This is a genomic window from Streptomyces sp. NPDC127100 (assembly GCF_042724095.1).
Classification (GTDB): Bacteria; Actinomycetota; Actinomycetes; order Streptomycetales; family Streptomycetaceae; genus Streptomyces.
Map to the genome: position 1 here is coordinate 241,978 of NZ_JBHXFL010000002.1, position 15,957 is coordinate 257,934.

14 protein-coding genes and 2 pseudogenes are annotated in these 15,957 nt (G+C 73.2%); 8 read left to right on the forward strand and 8 right to left on the reverse strand.

What is annotated here, in order from left to right:
- Nucleotides 1-89: 89 nt before the first annotated feature.
- Together ACFWJB_RS03925 and ACFWJB_RS03930 are read left to right on the forward strand one after the other, a co-directional pair.
- Nucleotides 90-464: a hypothetical protein gene (locus ACFWJB_RS03925; RefSeq protein ID WP_385462000.1), complete on the forward strand. Its 375-nt coding sequence runs from the start codon at nucleotides 90-92 to the stop codon at nucleotides 462-464.
- Between the two features lie 97 nt (nucleotides 465-561).
- Nucleotides 562-1,986 (forward strand): S28 family serine protease, encoded by a 1,425-nt coding sequence (locus tag ACFWJB_RS03930; protein ID WP_385461907.1) that lies wholly within the window; start codon nucleotides 562-564, stop codon nucleotides 1,984-1,986.
- Between the two features lie 46 nt (nucleotides 1,987-2,032).
- On the opposite strand, the gene ACFWJB_RS03935 is transcribed toward ACFWJB_RS03930, so the two are convergent.
- The 3 genes from ACFWJB_RS03935 to ACFWJB_RS03945 form a co-directional block, all read right to left on the reverse strand.
- A complete protein-coding gene (locus tag ACFWJB_RS03935; RefSeq protein ID WP_385461904.1) occupies nucleotides 2,033-2,683 on the reverse strand; it encodes a hypothetical protein in 651 nt (216 codons plus the stop codon).
- Nucleotides 2,684-2,800: 117 nt separating this feature from the next.
- On the reverse strand, nucleotides 2,801-4,645 hold the full coding sequence (locus tag ACFWJB_RS03940; protein ID WP_385461901.1) for a glycoside hydrolase family 3 protein: 1,845 nt from the start codon (nucleotides 4,643-4,645) through the stop codon (nucleotides 2,801-2,803).
- Between the two features lie 331 nt (nucleotides 4,646-4,976).
- Entirely contained in the window at nucleotides 4,977-5,915 is a 939-nt protein-coding gene (locus ACFWJB_RS03945; protein WP_385461898.1) for a LysR family transcriptional regulator, read from the reverse strand.
- Nucleotides 5,916-6,052: 137 nt separating this feature from the next.
- Here ACFWJB_RS03945 and ACFWJB_RS03950 point away from each other — a divergent pair, with 137 nt between their 5' ends.
- The 3 genes and pseudogenes from ACFWJB_RS03950 to ACFWJB_RS03960 form a co-directional block, all read left to right on the forward strand.
- Nucleotides 6,053-7,039: an EamA family transporter gene (locus tag ACFWJB_RS03950; protein ID WP_386920091.1), complete on the forward strand. Its 987-nt coding sequence runs from the start codon at nucleotides 6,053-6,055 to the stop codon at nucleotides 7,037-7,039.
- Nucleotides 6,960-7,352: pseudogene (locus tag ACFWJB_RS03955) on the forward strand (N-acetyltransferase); the annotation flags it as partial. The gene ACFWJB_RS03950 and the pseudogene ACFWJB_RS03955, both read left to right, overlap by 80 nt.
- A 442-nt stretch (nucleotides 7,353-7,794) precedes the next feature.
- A pseudogene (locus ACFWJB_RS03960) lies at nucleotides 7,795-8,670 on the forward strand (hypothetical protein); the annotation flags it as partial.
- Nucleotides 8,671-8,786: 116 nt separating this feature from the next.
- On the opposite strand, the gene ACFWJB_RS03965 reads toward ACFWJB_RS03960, so the two are convergent.
- Together ACFWJB_RS03965 and ACFWJB_RS03970 are read right to left on the reverse strand one after the other, a co-directional pair.
- Nucleotides 8,787-9,587: a sugar phosphate isomerase/epimerase family protein gene (locus tag ACFWJB_RS03965; protein WP_385461889.1), complete on the reverse strand. Its 801-nt coding sequence runs from the start codon at nucleotides 9,585-9,587 to the stop codon at nucleotides 8,787-8,789.
- Between the two features lie 304 nt (nucleotides 9,588-9,891).
- Nucleotides 9,892-10,938, reverse strand: a complete 1,047-nt coding sequence (locus tag ACFWJB_RS03970; RefSeq protein ID WP_385473370.1) for a LacI family DNA-binding transcriptional regulator — start codon at nucleotides 10,936-10,938, stop codon at nucleotides 9,892-9,894.
- A gap of 248 nt (nucleotides 10,939-11,186) precedes the next feature.
- Between ACFWJB_RS03970 and ACFWJB_RS03975 the strand changes: the two genes are divergently transcribed.
- From ACFWJB_RS03975 to ACFWJB_RS03985, 3 genes are read left to right on the forward strand one after another with little or no spacing between them, the layout of a single operon-like run.
- A complete protein-coding gene (locus ACFWJB_RS03975; protein ID WP_385473373.1) occupies nucleotides 11,187-12,338 on the forward strand; it encodes a Gfo/Idh/MocA family protein in 1,152 nt (383 codons plus the stop codon).
- Nucleotides 12,335-13,486, forward strand: a complete 1,152-nt coding sequence (locus tag ACFWJB_RS03980) for a dihydrodipicolinate synthase family protein (protein ID WP_385473376.1) — start codon at nucleotides 12,335-12,337, stop codon at nucleotides 13,484-13,486. Before ACFWJB_RS03975 ends, ACFWJB_RS03980 begins: the two co-directional genes overlap by 4 nt.
- Nucleotides 13,483-14,313 carry a sugar phosphate isomerase/epimerase family protein gene (locus ACFWJB_RS03985; protein ID WP_386920094.1) on the forward strand — a complete coding sequence of 277 codons (831 nt, stop codon included), beginning with the start codon at nucleotides 13,483-13,485 and terminating at the stop codon, nucleotides 14,311-14,313. Before ACFWJB_RS03980 ends, ACFWJB_RS03985 begins: the two co-directional genes overlap by 4 nt.
- A gap of 37 nt (nucleotides 14,314-14,350) precedes the next feature.
- Here the strand turns inward: ACFWJB_RS03985 and ACFWJB_RS03990 are convergent, their stop codons facing one another.
- From ACFWJB_RS03990 to ACFWJB_RS04000, 3 genes are read right to left on the reverse strand one after another with little or no spacing between them, the layout of a single operon-like run.
- On the reverse strand, nucleotides 14,351-15,049 hold the full coding sequence (locus tag ACFWJB_RS03990) for a contact-dependent growth inhibition system immunity protein (RefSeq protein WP_386920096.1): 699 nt from the start codon (nucleotides 15,047-15,049) through the stop codon (nucleotides 14,351-14,353).
- A 10-nt stretch (nucleotides 15,050-15,059) separates the two neighbouring features.
- The gene (locus ACFWJB_RS03995) at nucleotides 15,060-15,359 is read right to left on the reverse strand and encodes an RNase A-like domain-containing protein (protein WP_386920098.1); all 300 of its coding nucleotides are present in this window, start codon (nucleotides 15,357-15,359) and stop codon (nucleotides 15,060-15,062) included.
- A gap of 12 nt (nucleotides 15,360-15,371) precedes the next feature.
- The gene (locus ACFWJB_RS04000) at nucleotides 15,372-15,947 is read right to left on the reverse strand and encodes a hypothetical protein (RefSeq protein ID WP_386920100.1); all 576 of its coding nucleotides are present in this window, start codon (nucleotides 15,945-15,947) and stop codon (nucleotides 15,372-15,374) included.
- Nucleotides 15,948-15,957: the final 10 nt, after the last annotated feature.

The window sequence follows — 15,957 nt, forward strand, 5'->3', positions numbered from 1 at the left end:
AACCATTCGACCGGTCCGCCGCGTCCGTACATCCGTACGTCCGTGATCACCGTACGGAAGGGGCCGCCGTGGGCAGGGACGGTGCCGGGATGCGCCGGCGGCTGACGGCCGGCGCGGCCGTACTGACCGCGGCGGGACTCCTCGCGGTCGCGGCGCCCCACGACGCGCAGGCGGCCACGGCGCCCTGCGGGGGCCGCAAGGTCCGGACGCTGCCGTTCTCCACCGGGTCGGTCCACGTGTACAAGCGCGGCGGCTACGTCTGCGCCGTCACCGTTCCCCAACGGACCGGCGCCAAGCGGAAGATGACCGTCAGCGTGCAGGCGCGCGGCGGCCGGCCGGTCGTCGACACGGGCCGCTACACCTACCGCGCCGGCCCGGTGACCGTGCACGCCGGACAGCGGTGCGTATGGGTGCGCGGCGGCGTCGACCGGGGCGCGGTCAGCTCCGGCTGGATCCTCTGCTGAGACCGCGCCGTTCGCTGTCATTTCCTCAGTTCCCCCTGGTGTTCGGGTGACTTGCTCCGATAGCTTCCGGCGCACATCTGTTTCCCAGGGAGGGTGCATGCGCAAGGCGCTCAGATGGCTGCTGGCGCTCGTGGTGCTCATAGGCACCGTCAGCACGGCGGGAGCGGCCACCGCCGCCGAGCCGAAGGCCGTCGACATCAAGGACCGGCTGCTGTCCATACCGGGCATGAGCCTGATCGAGGAGAAGCCGTACACCGGCTACCGCTTCTTCGTCCTGAACTACACGCAGCCGGTCGACCACCGGCACCCGTCCAAGGGCACGTTCCAGCAGCGGATCACCGTGCTGCACAAGGACGTGAGCCGGCCGACGGTCTTCTACACCGGCGGCTACAACGTCTCCACGAACCCGAGCCGGCGCGAGCCGACCCAGATCGTGGACGGCAACCAGGTCTCCATGGAGTACCGCTACTTCACCCCGTCCCGTCCCCAGCCGGCCGACTGGTCCAAGCTGGACATCTGGCAGGCGGCCAGCGACCAGCACCGGATCTTCGCGGCGCTCAAGCCGCTCTACTCCGAGAACTGGATCTCCACGGGCGGCTCCAAGGGCGGCATGACCGCCACCTACTACGAGCGCTTCTACCCGCGCGACATGGACGGCGTCGTCGCCTACGTCGCCCCCAACGACGTGGTGAACAAGGAGGACTCGGCCTACGACCGCTTCTTCGCGACCGTCGGCACCGAGGAGTGCCGCGACCGCCTCAACGGCGTGCAGCGCGAGGCGCTGGTGCGCCGGGCACCGCTGGAGAAGAAGTACGCGGCGTACGCGGCCGAGAACGGCTACACCTTCACCACCATCGGCAGCCTCGACCGCGCCTACGAGGCCGTCGTCCTCGACTACGTGTGGGGCTTCTGGCAGTACAGCACCCTGGACGACTGCGCGGACATCCCCGCGGACGCCGGCAACGCCACCGACGACGCGATCTGGGACTCGGTGGACACCATCTCCGGCTTCTCCGCCTACACCGACCAGGGCCTGGAGACGTACACGCCGTACTACTACCAGGCGGGCACGCAGCTCGGTGCGCCGACGATCCACTTCCCGCACATCGAGAAGAAGTACATCCGCTACGGCTACCAGCCGCCGCGCAACTTCGTGCCCCGGTCGATCCCGATGAAGTTCCAGCCGTCGGCCATGCGGGACGTCGACACCTGGGTGCGGCACAACGCCCACCACATGCTGTTCGTGTACGGCGAGAACGACCCGTGGGGCGCCGAGCGGTTCCGGCTCGGCCACGGGGCGCGTGACTCCTACGTCGTCACCGCCCCCGGCATGAACCACGGCGCCAACGTCGCCGGCCTGGTGCCCGAGCAGAAGGCCCTGGCCACCGCCCGCATCCTCGAGTGGGCCGGCGTCGCCTCCGCCACCGTCCAGGAGAACCCGTCGGCGGCCAGGCCGCTGGCGACGTTCGACGCCAGGCTGGACAAGCGGGACGTGCGGCACGAGTCGACGCTGCGTCCGTAGTACCGCCCGGACCCCCGGCCGCGTCCGGCCGTTGTGCGCACCGTTCTCACAGCGGCCGGGCGCAGCCCACCGGGCGCGCGGCGTCGTCGATGCGGACGAACAGGGCGGTCCCGGCCGGGCACCGGTCCCGGCCGGTGACCGCCTCGACCACCCGGTACCGCGGTCTCCGTTCGCCCTCGCCCTCGCCGTCGCACGCGGTCTCGCGGACCTTCCCGCTCCCGGCGTCGCGGACGCAGTCCCCGACGATGGTGCGCGGTCCGCCCCCGCCCCCCGGATCGCCGGGGTGCGGGGGCCGCAGCGACCGCATGCAGGCGTAGCCCCGGGCCACGGCGCCGTCCCCGTCCTCGTCGGCGGCGGGCCGCCGTTCGCTGATGTGCAGGACGAAGTCGGTGGTCGCCGGGCAGGGCGGCCCGCCCGACGCCTTCCCTTCGTGCCGGGCCACGACCCGGGCCGCCGCCCGCTCGCTCGAGCACGGCACCTCGGTGGGGCTCACCGCCCCGAAGGAGCTGCACTCGCCGGCCGCCAGGAACACCGCCCCGTGGCCGGACGGCCGGACGGCGGTCGCCGACGGCGCCTGCCCGGCGGGCCGCCCGGCCTTCTCCGTCCCCCCGGACGACGGGGCCTGACAGCCCGCCAGCAGCCCGGCGAGCACCGCCGGGAGCGCGCACAGCACGCCCGTGAACCGTCTCCCATGCATGGCAGTCCCCCCGGGTCCCCCGCCCAGCGTGGCCCGCCGCGGTGGGCGCACGCCAGACGCGCGGGGTGCTTTGCGCACGGTGACGCCGAGCGCCCCCGGCGCGCGGCGTAGGCCGCGCTACGCCCGGTACGACAGCCCGTGGCCGAGCGGGTACAGCACCGTCGCCGGGTCGTCCGCCCGCACCACCGGCACGGGCAGCTTCCCGCGCGGACGCACCTTCCCGGCGATGACCCGGGCCGCCGCCCGCACCTCGACGTCCGTCCACGAGTACGTGGCCAGGCAGGCGGGGACGGCGGGGAGCTGGGCCACGTCGTACGGGTTGCGGACGGCGACCGCCACCACCGGCTTCCCGGTCGCCAGCAGCCGGTCGACCAGCGTGCGCTGGCTGCTGCCCGCGGTGACGTTGTACGTGGCGACGACCACCGCGTCCACGTCCCCGGCGGCGGCGACCGCCCGGTCGACGACCGCGGCGGACGGCGCGGTGCCCGTGGACAGCGCGGTGGCCGTGAAGCCCAGTTCGCCCAGCGCGCCCGCGAGGGTGCTCGTCGGCGGGCCCGTCGTGCCCGACGGGGAGGCGGGGTCGGCGCCGACGACCAGCAGTCTCGGCGTCCGGCGGCGGGAGAGCGGCAGCAGGTGCCCCTCGTTGACCAGCAGGGTGGTGCTCCGCTCGGCGATCCGGTCGGCGGCGGCCAGGTGCCCCCGGGTGCCGACCGTGCGGTCCACGTCCCGGCTCGTGGTGTAGGCGTCCTCGAAGAGGCCCAGCTTGGCCTTCAGCCGCAGCACGCGCAGGATCGATTCGTCGAGCCGGGCCTCGGTCAGTTCGCCCTCGCGCACGGCCGTCAGGACCGCGTTCCACGCGAGGTCGAGGTTCGGCGGGTTGAGGAGCTGGTCGACGCCCGCCTTCAGCGCCAGCACCGGCACCCGCTCGTCGCCGTACTTCGTCCGCACGCCCTCCATGCCGAGGGAGTCGGTGACCACGACCCCGTCGTAGCCGAGTTCCTCGCGCAGGATGCCGGTGAGGATCGGGCGGGAGAGGGTGGCCGGGTCGCCGGAGTCGTCGAGCGCCGGGACCACGAGGTGGGCGGTCATGATCGAGTCGATGCCGGCCGCGATCGCCGCGCGGAACGGCGGCGCGTCCAGCTTCTCCCACTCGGCGCGGCTGTGCGTGATGACCGGCAGGCCGGTGTGGCTGTCGGTGGCCGTGTCCCCGTGCCCGGGGAAGTGCTTGGCGCACGCGGCGACACCGGAGCGCTGGTACCCCGTCACCTCGGCGGCCACCAGCCCCGCCACCGCCGCGGGGTCGGCGCCGAAGGAGCGCACGCCGATCACGGGGTTGGCCGGGTTGACGTTCACGTCGGCGTCGGGGGCGTAGTCCTGCCGGATGCCCAGGGCGCGCAGTTCGGCGCCCGCGATCTGCCCGAGGGTGCGGGCGTCGGACCGCGAGCCGTTCGCGCCGACCGCCATCGCGCCGGGGAAGAGGGTCGCCGGCTCGCCCACGCGGGCCACTATCCCGTGCTCCTGGTCCGTGGAGACGAGCACCGGCAGCCCGCGCGGAAGCGACAGGGACGCCTTCTGGATGCCGTTGGACAGGTCGGCGATCTGGTGCGGGTCGCGGGTGTTGTGCGCCCACGCGAAGTAGATGATGCCGCCGACCCGGTACCTGGCGACCAGCTCGGCGGCCGTGCGGACGCCGATCTCCTTGAGGTTGGCGTCGATGTCGGCCTGGTCGGGGGCGGTGGCGGAGTGGCCGTAGACCCGCATCACGAAGAGCTGGCCGACCTTCTCCTCGAGCGTCATGCCGGAGATGAGGGCACGGAGCCTGTCGTCGTCCGGCCGGCGGCGGCCGGCGTACGCGGTGCCGCCTGTCGCGAGCACCGCGGTGACGCCCGCGGTGGCCGCGAGGACGGTACGTCTGGAGGGTCGTCCGGTGCTTCCCGTGCCGGCCGTGCTGCTGTCTTGCACGTGCGCTCCTTCCGGAGTGATCCGCTGGGGAATCGCTGCAGAGCTGCTGAAGGAAACTTCCAAGGAGTCACCAATATCCGGGAAGTTTCTGCCAGTCAAGGGAGCGCACAGGAGTCGTCCCGCGGGCCGCCGCCGGCGCCGGGGAGGGAGGGCGCCGACGGCGGCGTGCTGCCGGCCGCGGTACGGAGGAGAGGGTGGTCGGCGGCCGCAGCCGGCAGCGAGGCCGACACCGCACCACGGAGACTCGTCCGGCAGCGTGCGGATGGGACGGGCGGGGCCCGGTCCGGGTTCCCCGCCGGGGGCCCGAGGTCGGAAGTCGGTGCCGGCGGGGTCAGCGGGACACCGGGGACGGGGCCGGGCCGGCGTGCGCGGAGACGGCCGGCCAGTGCGCCCGCAGGGCGCGTACGGTCTCCGCGATCGCCGGACGCCGGGCGGCCCCCGTGCGCCACAGCGCGTACAGCCGCCGCACGGGCATCGGATCGAGCGGCACCTCCACCACCCCGGCGGGCAGCGGGCCGCGCCCCAGCCGGGGGATCACCGCGATGCCGAGTCCGGCGGCGACCAGGGCGACCAGGGTCGGGTTCTCGTCGGCCTGGTGGACGATGTCCGGCTCGTGCCCGGCCGTCCGCAGGGTCCGCATCAGCCAGTCGTGGCAGACCCGTCCGGGCGGCTGGCAGATCCAGCGCTGCCCGCCCAGCTCCGCGCGCCGTACGGGCCCGCGCCCCGCGAAGGGGTGCCCCTCGGGGACGAGCAGGTCGCACAGGTCCTCGCCGATCGGCGCCTGCTCCACGCCGGCCGGGGCGGGCAGCGGCGCGATGTCCCAGTCGTGGGCGACGACGAGGTCGACGGCGCCCTTCGCCACCAGGTCCACGGACAGGTGCGGGTCGGCCTCGCTCAGCCGGGCGTCGAGCGCGGGGTGGCGTGCCGCCAGGTCCGCCAGCACGGCGGGCATCAGCCCGCGCGCCGCCGACGGGAACGCGGCGATGGTCAGCCGCCCCGCCGGCACCCCGCGCCGCTCCTCCAGCGCGGTCTCCGCGCGCTCCACGAGGGCCATGAGTTCCCGGGCGGTGGCGGCCAGTTGCCGCGCCTCGTCGGTGAGCCGCACGCCGCGGCCCTCCCGCTCCAGGAGCACCGTCCTGGTCTCCCGTTCCAGCTTGGCGATCTGCTGGGAGACGGCGGACGGGGTGAAGCCGAGCGCGGCGGCGGCCGCCCCGACGGTGCCGTGCACGGAGACGGCGTGCAGGGCGCGCAGGCGCTGGAGGTCGAGCATGTCGGCTCCCGGGTCGCGAGGGGGCGGACGCGAGGGGCGGAGGACACCGCCGGCCTGTCCATTGATTAGCGGTGCTTCATCCAACCATGCAGCAATCATCGCTGGTGCTGCACGGTCGGGCGGGCGATCCTCGTCGCATGCGACCTTCCCACCTCGCTCTCGGCGTGCTCGTCGCCGCCGTCTGGGGCGTCAACTTCACGGTCATCGAGATCGGCCTCGACCACTTCCCGCCCCTCCTCTTCTCCGCCCTGCGCTTCCTGGCGGCGGCCCTGCCCGCCGTCTTCCTCGTGGGCCGCCCGAAGGTGGCCTGGAAGTGGATCGTGGCGGTGGGCCTGGTGCTCGGCGTGGCGAAGTTCGGCCTGGTCTTCGTCGGCATGGACGCCGGCATGCCGGCCGGCCTGTCGTCGCTGGTGCTCCAGGTCCAGGCGGTGTTCACCGCGGTGATCGCGGCGGCTGTACTGGGCGAACGCCCCACCGGTGTGCGGGTGCTGGGCATGCTGGTGGCCTGCACCGGCATCGGCGTCGCGGCCGTCGACGAGGGCGCCTCCGGCCCGCTGGGCGCCTTCGCGATGGTGGTCGGCGCGGCGGCCGCCTGGGGCCTGTCCAACGTCCTGACCCGCAAGGCCTCCCCGCCCGACGCGCTGAACTTCATGGTGTGGGTGTCCACCGTCCCCGTCCTGCCGCTCCTCGCGCTGTCCCTGCTGACGGAGGGCCCCTCCCGGGACGCCGCGGCCCTGCGCGGCCTGGACTGGCAGGGTGCGGGCACGCTGCTGTTCGTCGCCTGGATCTCGACGGTCTTCGGCTTCGGCGCCTGGGGCTGGCTGCTGCGCCGTCACCCGGCCTCGACGGTCGCGCCGTTCTCCCTGCTGGTCCCCGTCTTCGGGATGACGTCGGCGGCCCTGTTCCTGGGCGAGCCGGTGACACCGCTGCGGTGGTGCGCGGCGGCCCTGCTGGTGGGCGGGGTGGCGCTGACGTCGGTGACCCGCCCGCCCCGCCGGGGAAACCCGTTCGACGGCGGCGGGACCGGGCGGAGGAATCCGGCCGGTGACGTTCACGCCGAAGGCACCGGTACCCGAGGGCACGTCGGTACGGCTGGAGCCGTTGGGTCCGCGGCACGCGGCTGACCTCGCCGTGGCGGCGGAGGAGGAGCGCGGCACCTACGGGTACACCTGGGTGCCCCGGGCCGAGGAGGCCGACGCGTACCTCGCCGCCCAGGCGGCCAGGGCGGCGACGGGACGGCTGGCGCCCTTCGCGCAGATCTCCCTCGCCACCGGACGGGCGGTCGGCGCCACGGCGTACTGGGAGCCGCGGTCGTGGCCGACGGAGGACCGGCTCGACGCCGTCGAGGTCGGGGAGGTCGCGCGGGTCGACCTGAGGACGGACGCCCGCGACAGCCGCTCGCGCGCGGCAGTCCGGTCGGCCGGCGCGGCTGGAGAGCCGGGTCGCGTCCCGTGCGCGCCGGGGATTCCCCGGGGCACAATCCCCCGGAAACGACGGGCGGACGGACGCCGGCACGGATTACTAGTCTGGATAATCCTTCACTCGTTTGCCGCGCATCCGGATGAGGCGGGCCACGTTAGTGAGGGCATGACCAAGGTAACTGGGGGGAAGTGCCTCCCTTGGGCTTCCGGGCGGAAGAACAGGGCGGGGGACCGAGTGGTTCCATTGGGTTCCTACGCTTATATTCCGGCACCGACGCGCGCGGCGACCCCGGCGAACGGCATCCTGACAAAGGGGGGAACACCCGTCGCGCTCCGGGAGACCGAGCCGATTCTGCGGGATTTCCTGAATGTCATGGGCGAGCTCCAGGACGACCTCGCCGGACGGTGGGCCGCCATGAGGGAACGGCCCGTCTTCTCTCGGGCCGAGTGACCGGGCCGTGCACGAAGAAGAAACGTATTACGGACCGGATTACTCCCCTTACGCGGAGCCTCCCTACGAGGCGGGCCACGGCCGTCACCGGGCCCCGGACGACGACCTCTCGATGCCCCTGCCGGACATGTCCTGGGACCCGGCCGAGGAACTGGCCTTCATGCTCCAGGACGCCCTGGAGGAGCAGCTCCCCGAGCCGTCCGCCGTCCACGGCGAGTCACCGGCCGCGGTCCCGGCGCCGGGCAGCCCCCTGCAGAACCTCCAGGAGATCACGGCCGAGCTGCCCCCGCTGAGAGCCACCGCCCGCAGCCACCGCAAGGTGCGGGAACGGCGCGGCCCGCGGGGACTCCAGGCGGTCAGCTACGTCATCGCCGCCGCCATCACCGTCATCGCCTCCGCGGTCAGCCTCTTCGGCGGCATGATCGCCTACGATCCGCTGCGCCTCGTCGCGCTGACCCGCCTGCGGACGGACGCCGTCTCGTGGTGGCCGCTGCTCGTCTACGGGCCCTGGCTCGCCGCGTCGCTGTCCGTCCTGCGGGCGGCGCTGCACCGGCGCCGCGCCGTGCACTCCTGGTGCGTCGTCCTGGCGTTCTCGCTCATCGCGATGCTCCTGTGCGTGGCCGCCCAGACGCCCAGGACCGTGGTCGACGTCGCCGCCGCAGCCCTGCCGGGCCTGGCCTCCCTGACCTGCTTCCAGCAGCTGGTCCGTCAGATCACCCTCACCCGCCCGCCCCGGCGTGCCGTCCCCCGGCACCGCCTGCGGTCGTCGTCCCCGGAGCGGACCGACGCGGCCCGGGTGCCCGACCCTGCACCGGACCGGGGCACCGGCGCCCCGGGCGCGCGGCGTGACGGGAACCGGCCCGGCGACGGTCACCGGCCGCAGCCGGACCGGGCGGCGGAGTCCCCGCAGAAGACGTACGTGATCAGCGACAACCGGCCGCTGCGGAACCAGGCGCAGCACCCGCCCGGTTCCTTCCCGCATCCCCGGCGTGCCGGTCGTCAGGCCGACTCGTTGAGCAGCCGGTCGAGGTGACGGCGGCCCTCGTCCAGCAGGCCGGGCAGCGGGGCGGCCGCCTCGTACCAGCGCTTCTCGTACTCCCAGCACAGCCAGCCGTCCCAGCCCTCGCGGGAGAGCACCTCCACGCACTCGGCCAGCGGCAGGACGCCTTGGCCGAGCGGCAGCGGAGTGGTGTCGTCGACGGAGGCGATGTCCTTGACCTGGACGTAGCCGAGGTGCGGGGACAGCGCCGCGAAGGTGTCCATGGGCTGTTCGCCGCCCAGCCAGGTGTGCATGACGTCCCACAGGGCACCGGCCTGCCGGTGGCCGACCAGGCCGAGCACGCGCATCGCGTCGGCGCCGGTGCGGTGCGAGTCGTGGGTCTCCAGCAGGATGCGCACGCCCGCGTCGGTGGCGTACTCGGCGGCGGTGCCCAGACGCCGGGCGGCCGTCGCGTCGGCCTCGTCGGGGCTCTGTTCGGTGCCGCCGCCGGGGAAGACCCGGATGTACGGGGCGCCCAGGTCGCGGGCCAGGTCGAGCAGGCCGCGGATCTCGGCGACGACGGCGTCGTCGTCGCCGGGCGCGGCGACCCGCGCGTACCCCGCGACGCAGAGCACCTCGACGCCGGCCGCCTCGAACGCGGCCGCGGCGTCGGCCCGTTCGCCGGGGGAGAGGCCGGGGTTGACCGGCTCCTCGGGATGGGCGCGCAGTTCGACGCCGTGGTATCCGTGATCGGTCGCGAGCCGCAGCACGTCGGGCAGCGGCAGTCCGGGCAGGCCGAGAGTGGAGAACGCCAGCTTCATGCCCGGGGACCATACCCGCGATCCGCCCGCGGATTCCCCCACCACGGAGGTGTCGCGACCGAAGCCGCCCCAGCGGGCCGGAGCGCGCCCGCCCTCCCCCAGTTCCGGGGCCGTTTCGGAGGGCCGCAGGGTGACTTCCAGCCCGTCCGGCGTCTGAGGACGAGGCCGTCCGGGCCGAAGCGGGGGCCCGGGGGCGGCAGCCCCCGGACGACGCCCGCACGGACGCCCCGCACCGCCCGGCACACGGCACCCTCGCCACCGGGGAACCCCGGAGGACCCCCGCCCCGCCCGGGGAACGGCGCCCTCACTTCCGGGGAACCCCGGAGGACCCCCGCACCATCAACTCCCCCCGCACCGTCGCGATCCCCCCGGGCGGCGCCTCCTCGCGCCCCATCGCGATCCGCCCCGCCCGCGCCCCCGCCTCCGCCAGCGGCAGGCGGACCGTCGTCAGCGCGGGCACCGCGTCGATGCTGAACGGCAGGTCGTCGAAGCCGGCCACCGACACGTCCGCCGGTATCCGCAGGCCGGAGTCGCGCAGCGCCGCGCACGCCCCCAGCGCCACGGTGTCGTTCGCGGCGACGACCGCGGTCAGGGACGGGTCCCTGCGCAGGAGTTCGAGCGTGGCCTCGTAGCCGGACTGCCGGTCGTAGCGCCCGTGGACCGTCCAGCCGGCGTCCTCCTCGATGCCGTGCGCGGCCAGCGCGGCCCGGTGCCCCTCCAGCCGGTGCCGGGTGGTGGTCCGCTCCTCGGGGCCCGCGATGTACCCGAGCCGCCGGTGCCCGAGCCCGATCAGGTGCTCGGTCAGCTCCCGGCCGCCCCCGCGGTTGTCGAAGGTCAGCGCGACCGCCCCGGTCTCCGGCGCCGGCGGCCGCCCGCACAGCACCACCCGCGTCCCGGCCTCCGACAGCTTGCGCAGCTTCGCCGCCACCGCCGCCTGGTGCGCCGCGTCCTCCATCGCCCCGCCGGTCAGGACGACGGCCGCCGCGCGCTGCCGCTGCAGCAGCGTGAGATAGGTCAGCTCGCGCTCCGGGGCGCCGCCGGTGTTGCAGACCACGGCGAGTCTCTCGCCGCCGGCTCTGCCGCCCGGCCCGCCGATCTCGGACTGGATCGCGCCGGCCATCACCCCGAAGAACGGGTCGGCGATGTCGTTGACCAGGATGCCGACCAGGTCGGACGTCGCGGCGGCCAGGGCGCTCGCGGGGCCGTTGAGCACGTAGTCCAGCTCGTCGACCGCCTTGAGCACCCGCTCGCGGGTGGAGGCGGCCACGGGGTAGTTCCCGTTCAGCACGCGCGACACCGTCGCGGGGGAGACCTGGGCGCGGGCCGCCACGTCCGCCAGTGTCACCGTCATGTCCTCGTCCTCCGGTCGCGCTCTCGTCGTACGCCGTCGTACACGGGCCCGGGTCCGGCCCGGTTCCGTGCTGACCTTACGGCCACCGCCTGGGAGTTGTTCGCCCCCTCGAACAACTCGCCCGGAACACGGTCTTGTCCGGACCGCCGTCCACAGGCTAGCTTCATAGTGAATAGAAAGCGCTTGCTGTATCGCCTCTTCCGATCCTCGGCGTATGCGGCGCGCGGACCGCGTACGAAGGGAACGACGTGACACGCAAGACGGTGCGTATCGCCATGAACGGTGTGACCGGACGCATGGGTTACCGGCAGCACCTCGTCCGCTCCATCCTGGCCATCCGCGAGCAGGGCGGCCTCGACCTCGGCGGCGGCACCGTGCTGTGGCCGGAGCCGGTCCTGGTGGGCCGTCGCGAGCACGCGCTCAGGGAGCTGGCCGAGCGGCACGGGCTGGAGCACGTCTCGACGGACGTGGACGCGGTCCTCGCCGACGAGAGCGTCGAGATCTACTTCGACGCCCAGGTGACCTCGGCCCGCGAGGAGGCGATCAGGAAGGCGATCGCCGCGGGCAAGCACGTCTACACCGAGAAGCCGACCGCCACCGGCCTGGAGGGCGCCCTGGAGCTCGCCCGCCTGGCCAACGCGGCCGGCATCAGGCACGGCGTGGTCCAGGACAAGCTGTTCCTCCCGGGCCTGCTCAAGCTCAAGCGCCTCATCGACGGCGGCTTCTTCGGCCGGATCCTGTCCGTGCGCGGCGAGTTCGGCTACTGGGTCTTCGAGGGCGACTGGCAGTCCGCCCAGCGCCCCTCGTGGAACTACCGCGCCGAGGACGGCGGCGGCATCGTCGTCGACATGTTCCCGCACTGGGAGTACGTGCTGCACGAGCTGTTCGGCCGGGTGCGGTCCGTCCAGGCCCTCACCGCCACCCACGTCCCGCAGCGCTGGGACGAGAACGGCAAGCCCTACGACGCCACCGCCGACGACGCCGCGTACGGCGTCTTCGAACTGGACGGCGGCGCCGTCGCCCAGATCAACTCCTCCTGGGCGGTCCGCGTCAACCGCGACGAACTCGTCGAGTTCCAGGTGGACGGCACCGAGGGCTCCGCCGTCGCGGGCCTGCGCAACTGCCGCGTCCAGCACCGCTCCGCCACCCCGAAGCCGGTCTGGAACCCGGACATCCCCGCCACCGAGGTCTTCCGCGACCAGTGGCAGGAGGTGCCGGACAACGGCGAGTTCGACAACGGCTTCAAGGCCCAGTGGGAGCTGTTCCTGCGCCACGTCTACGCCGACGCCCCCTACCACTGGGACCTGCTGGCCGGCGCCCGCGGCGTCCAGCTCGCCGAGCTGGGCCTGAGGTCCTCGGCCGAGGGCCGCCGCCTCGACGTGCCGGAGATCGCGCTGTGACCCTCCACCTGCCCGACGCGAACGGCACCCTGCGCGCCTACGAGCCGCGCGCCGAACCCCTGGCCCTGTCCACGGGAAGCGCTTTCACATCCCGTACGGTCTTCTCGGCGGCGCACGTCGTCGCCGACCCGTACGCGGACACCACCCCCGACGGGCCCGCCGCCGTCGACTGGGACGCCACCCTCGCCTTCCGCCGCCACCTGTGGTCCCACGGGCTCGGTGTCGCGGAGGCCATGGACACCGCCCAGCGCGGCATGGGCCTGGACTGGGCCGGCGCGGCCGAACTGATCCGCCGGTCCGCCGCCGAGGCGAAGGCGTGCGGCGGCCGCATCGCCTGCGGCGTGGGCACCGACCAGCTCACCGCCGGCACCCTCGCCGAGGTCCGGGCGGCCTACGAGGAGCAGCTCGCCGTCGTCGAGGAGTCGGGCGCCCAGGCCATCCTGATGGCCTCCCGCGCCCTCGCCGCCGCGGCCCGCGGCCCCGAGGACTACCTGGAGGTCTACGGCCACCTGCTGCGCCAGGCCGCCGAACCGGTGATCCTGCACTGGCTCGGTCCGATGTTCGACCCGGCCCTGGAGGGCTACTGGGGCTCGTCCGACCTCGACGCGGCGACGGACACCTTCCTGGAGGTCATCGCGGCCCACCCGGACAAGGTCGACGGCATCAAGGTGTCCCTGCTGGACGCCCAGCGCGAGGTCGACCTGCGCCGCCGCCTGCCGCAGGGCGTGCGCTGCTACACCGGGGACGACTTCAACTACCCCGAGCTGATCGCCGGCGACGACCAGGGCTTCAGCCACGCCCTGCTCGGCATCTTCGACCCCCTGGGCCCGCTGGCGGCCGAGGCGGTCCGCGTCCTGGACACCGGCAACGCGGAGGGCTTCCGCGCCCTCCTCGACCCCACGGTCCCCCTCTCCCGCCACCTCTTCCAGGCGCCCACCCGCTTCTACAAGACGGGCGTGGTCCTCCTGGCCTGGCTGGCGGGCCACCAGAGCCACTTCACCATGGTCGGCGGCCTCCAGTCGGCCCGCTCCCTGCCGCACCTCGCCCGCGCCTACGAACTCGCCGACGGCCTCGGCCTGTTCCCCGACCCGAAGCTGGCGGAGGAACGGATGAGGACCCTGCTGCACCTGTACGGAGTGACCCCGTGACCGACCTCGCGCGTTTCAGCATCAACCAGATGACGGTCAAGCAGCTGTCGCTGCCGGACCTCGTCGACGCCTGCCGCGAGCTGGGCGTACCGGGCGTGGGCCTGTGGCGCGAGCCCGTCCAGGCGTACGGCGTGGAGGCCGCGGCCAAGCTCGTGCGCGACGCGGGCCTCGCGGTGACGACGCTGTGCCGGGGCGGCTTCCTCACCGCGATCGACCCGGGCGAGCGGGCGGCGGCCCTGGCCGACAACCGCCGCGCGGTCGACGAGGCGGCCGTCCTCGGCACCGACACCCTGGTCCTGGTCTCGGGCGGCCTCCCGGCCGGCTCGAAGGACCTGCGCGGAGCCCGCGAGCGCATCGCGGACGCCCTGTCCGAACTGGGACCGTACGCGGAGCGGCACGGCGTCCGCCTGGCCATCGAGCCGCTGCACCCCATGTTCGCCTCGGACCGCTGCGTGGTCTCCACCCTCACCCAGGCCCTGGACCTCGCCGAACGCTTCCCCGCCCACCAGGTCGGCGTCACGGTCGACACGTACCACGTCTGGTGGGACGACCAGGCGCCCGCGCAGATCGCCCGGGCCGGCGCACAGGGCCGCATCCACACCTTCCAGCTCGCCGACTGGACGACCCCCCTCCCGGAGGGCGTCCTCAACGGCCGCGGCCAGATCGGCGACGGCGCGATCGACATGCGCGAGTGGAAGGGCTACGTGGAGGCCGCCGGCTACACGGGTGCCATCGAGGTCGAACTGTTCAACGAGGCCCTGTGGGCCAGGGACGGCCGGGAGGTACTGACGGAAACGGCGACGCGTTTCACGCAGCACGCCGCCTAGCCTTCGGGGGAGCCCCATGCCTCGTGCGGGCCCGTCCTCAGGAAGCCGTACCTCCCTGAGGACCGGGTCCGTACTCGGCAGGCGGGGTGCCGAGGCGCTCGGCCACCATCGTCAACCATCCGTCCGTGCCGTACGGTGCCGGCGGATCGACCTCCATGCCCAGTTCGGCTGCGGCCACGGCGTAGCCGGGCTCGTCCAGTCCCATGGCGAACAGCTCGTGCAGTTCACCGACGAGGCGCGCCACCAGCTGCGGGTCGGTCGAGGACCGGTAGTCCTCGACGGCATCGTCGTGGTTGGTGAATTCGTCCGGCATGTCCTGGGAGAACCAACCGCCCAGGAACTGGCCGGTCTCCGGGAACCGGGCATGCCACTCCCAGTGAGTCGTGGGTACCGACGGGGGTGGCACATCACCTTCCTCGATGCTGCGTCTGATGTGATCGGCGATGCAGCGCAGCCACTGTTGGATCCCACCGCCGGGCAGACCGACATCGGGGATCGCGTAGAACTCCCCGAGTCTCAGCCGCAACCGGCCCGGCGGATGCTCCGCGTACTCACGAAGCTGCTGTTCGGCGATCGCCAGTGCCCACGGTCGCGTGTGCCAGGTCTGACGGAGGTACGCGGTAAGGGCCGGGCCGGCCAGGGCCGTGGTGTCGTCGGCGGGATGCCCGGTGTAAGCCCGGAGCACCTGCTCCAGTTCGCCGTAGCGGCGGTCGTGATCGATAGGGCTCAGAGGCATGGCGGGCCCTCTACAAATAGACAGGGAAAGTGGCGTGTACGGCGAAACCTTGTGGGCGCGTGGGATCCCGTCGGAGGATGACCCGCGCCGCGCGAACGTCGACGGGATCGCGTCCCGCGAGCATCATGGCCTGCAGCAGAACGCGTCCCACCGGCTCGCTGCGAGTGGGCCAGGAAGCCTCGATGGTCAGGCGTGACCGCGTGGCCCCGGCCAACCAGCGATGGATGACGTGCTCGTTGGCGGTCACGACCTGCTGGGTGGCCCACTGGGCGGTCTCGTGGTCGGGGTAGGTGGCGGAGCGGGTGCGCAACGTCGGGTCCCTTCAGTCCTCCCAGAACGCCCAGAAGACACCGACTTCCGCGTCGGACACGGCGACGAGCCCACAGTCGGTGGTGTACACGGAGAGGCAGTCCCATTCCGTGTCGGGGTTCAGGAGGTCGGCGTCGGGGTTTCTGTGGGCCTCGGCGGAATTCGTGAAGAAGCGGCTGGCGGTGCCGAATCGCGAAATAATCGTCCGCGAACTTCTGAACAACGTGTCCTTTCGCTGCTCGAAGTCGGGGATGTTGAAAGCCTGGTACAGGTCACCTTTCAACGCCACCAAGAGCCGACAGGCCGATTCCGGGCCGATTTCGTGCAGGGATTCCCCGGTCTCCTCGGGGCTCCAGGGCATGAACGGCGAGTTGGTTCCGCTGCGGTTCTCGTCGACTTCGGGTGCGTAGTTGAGCGAGGCCCAGCGGCGTGGGTCAGTGGCCTTGAGGGCCATGATCGCGGTCACATCGCGGCGCCAGTCTTCGTGGCGCCTGGGGCCCACCTGAGCGAAGGTCCAGCCGCCGCCGAACAGATCAAGTACGGCCGATTTCCAGGAGTCGGCGTCGACGACGGGCTCTTGCTCCGACACGGCGCTCCTT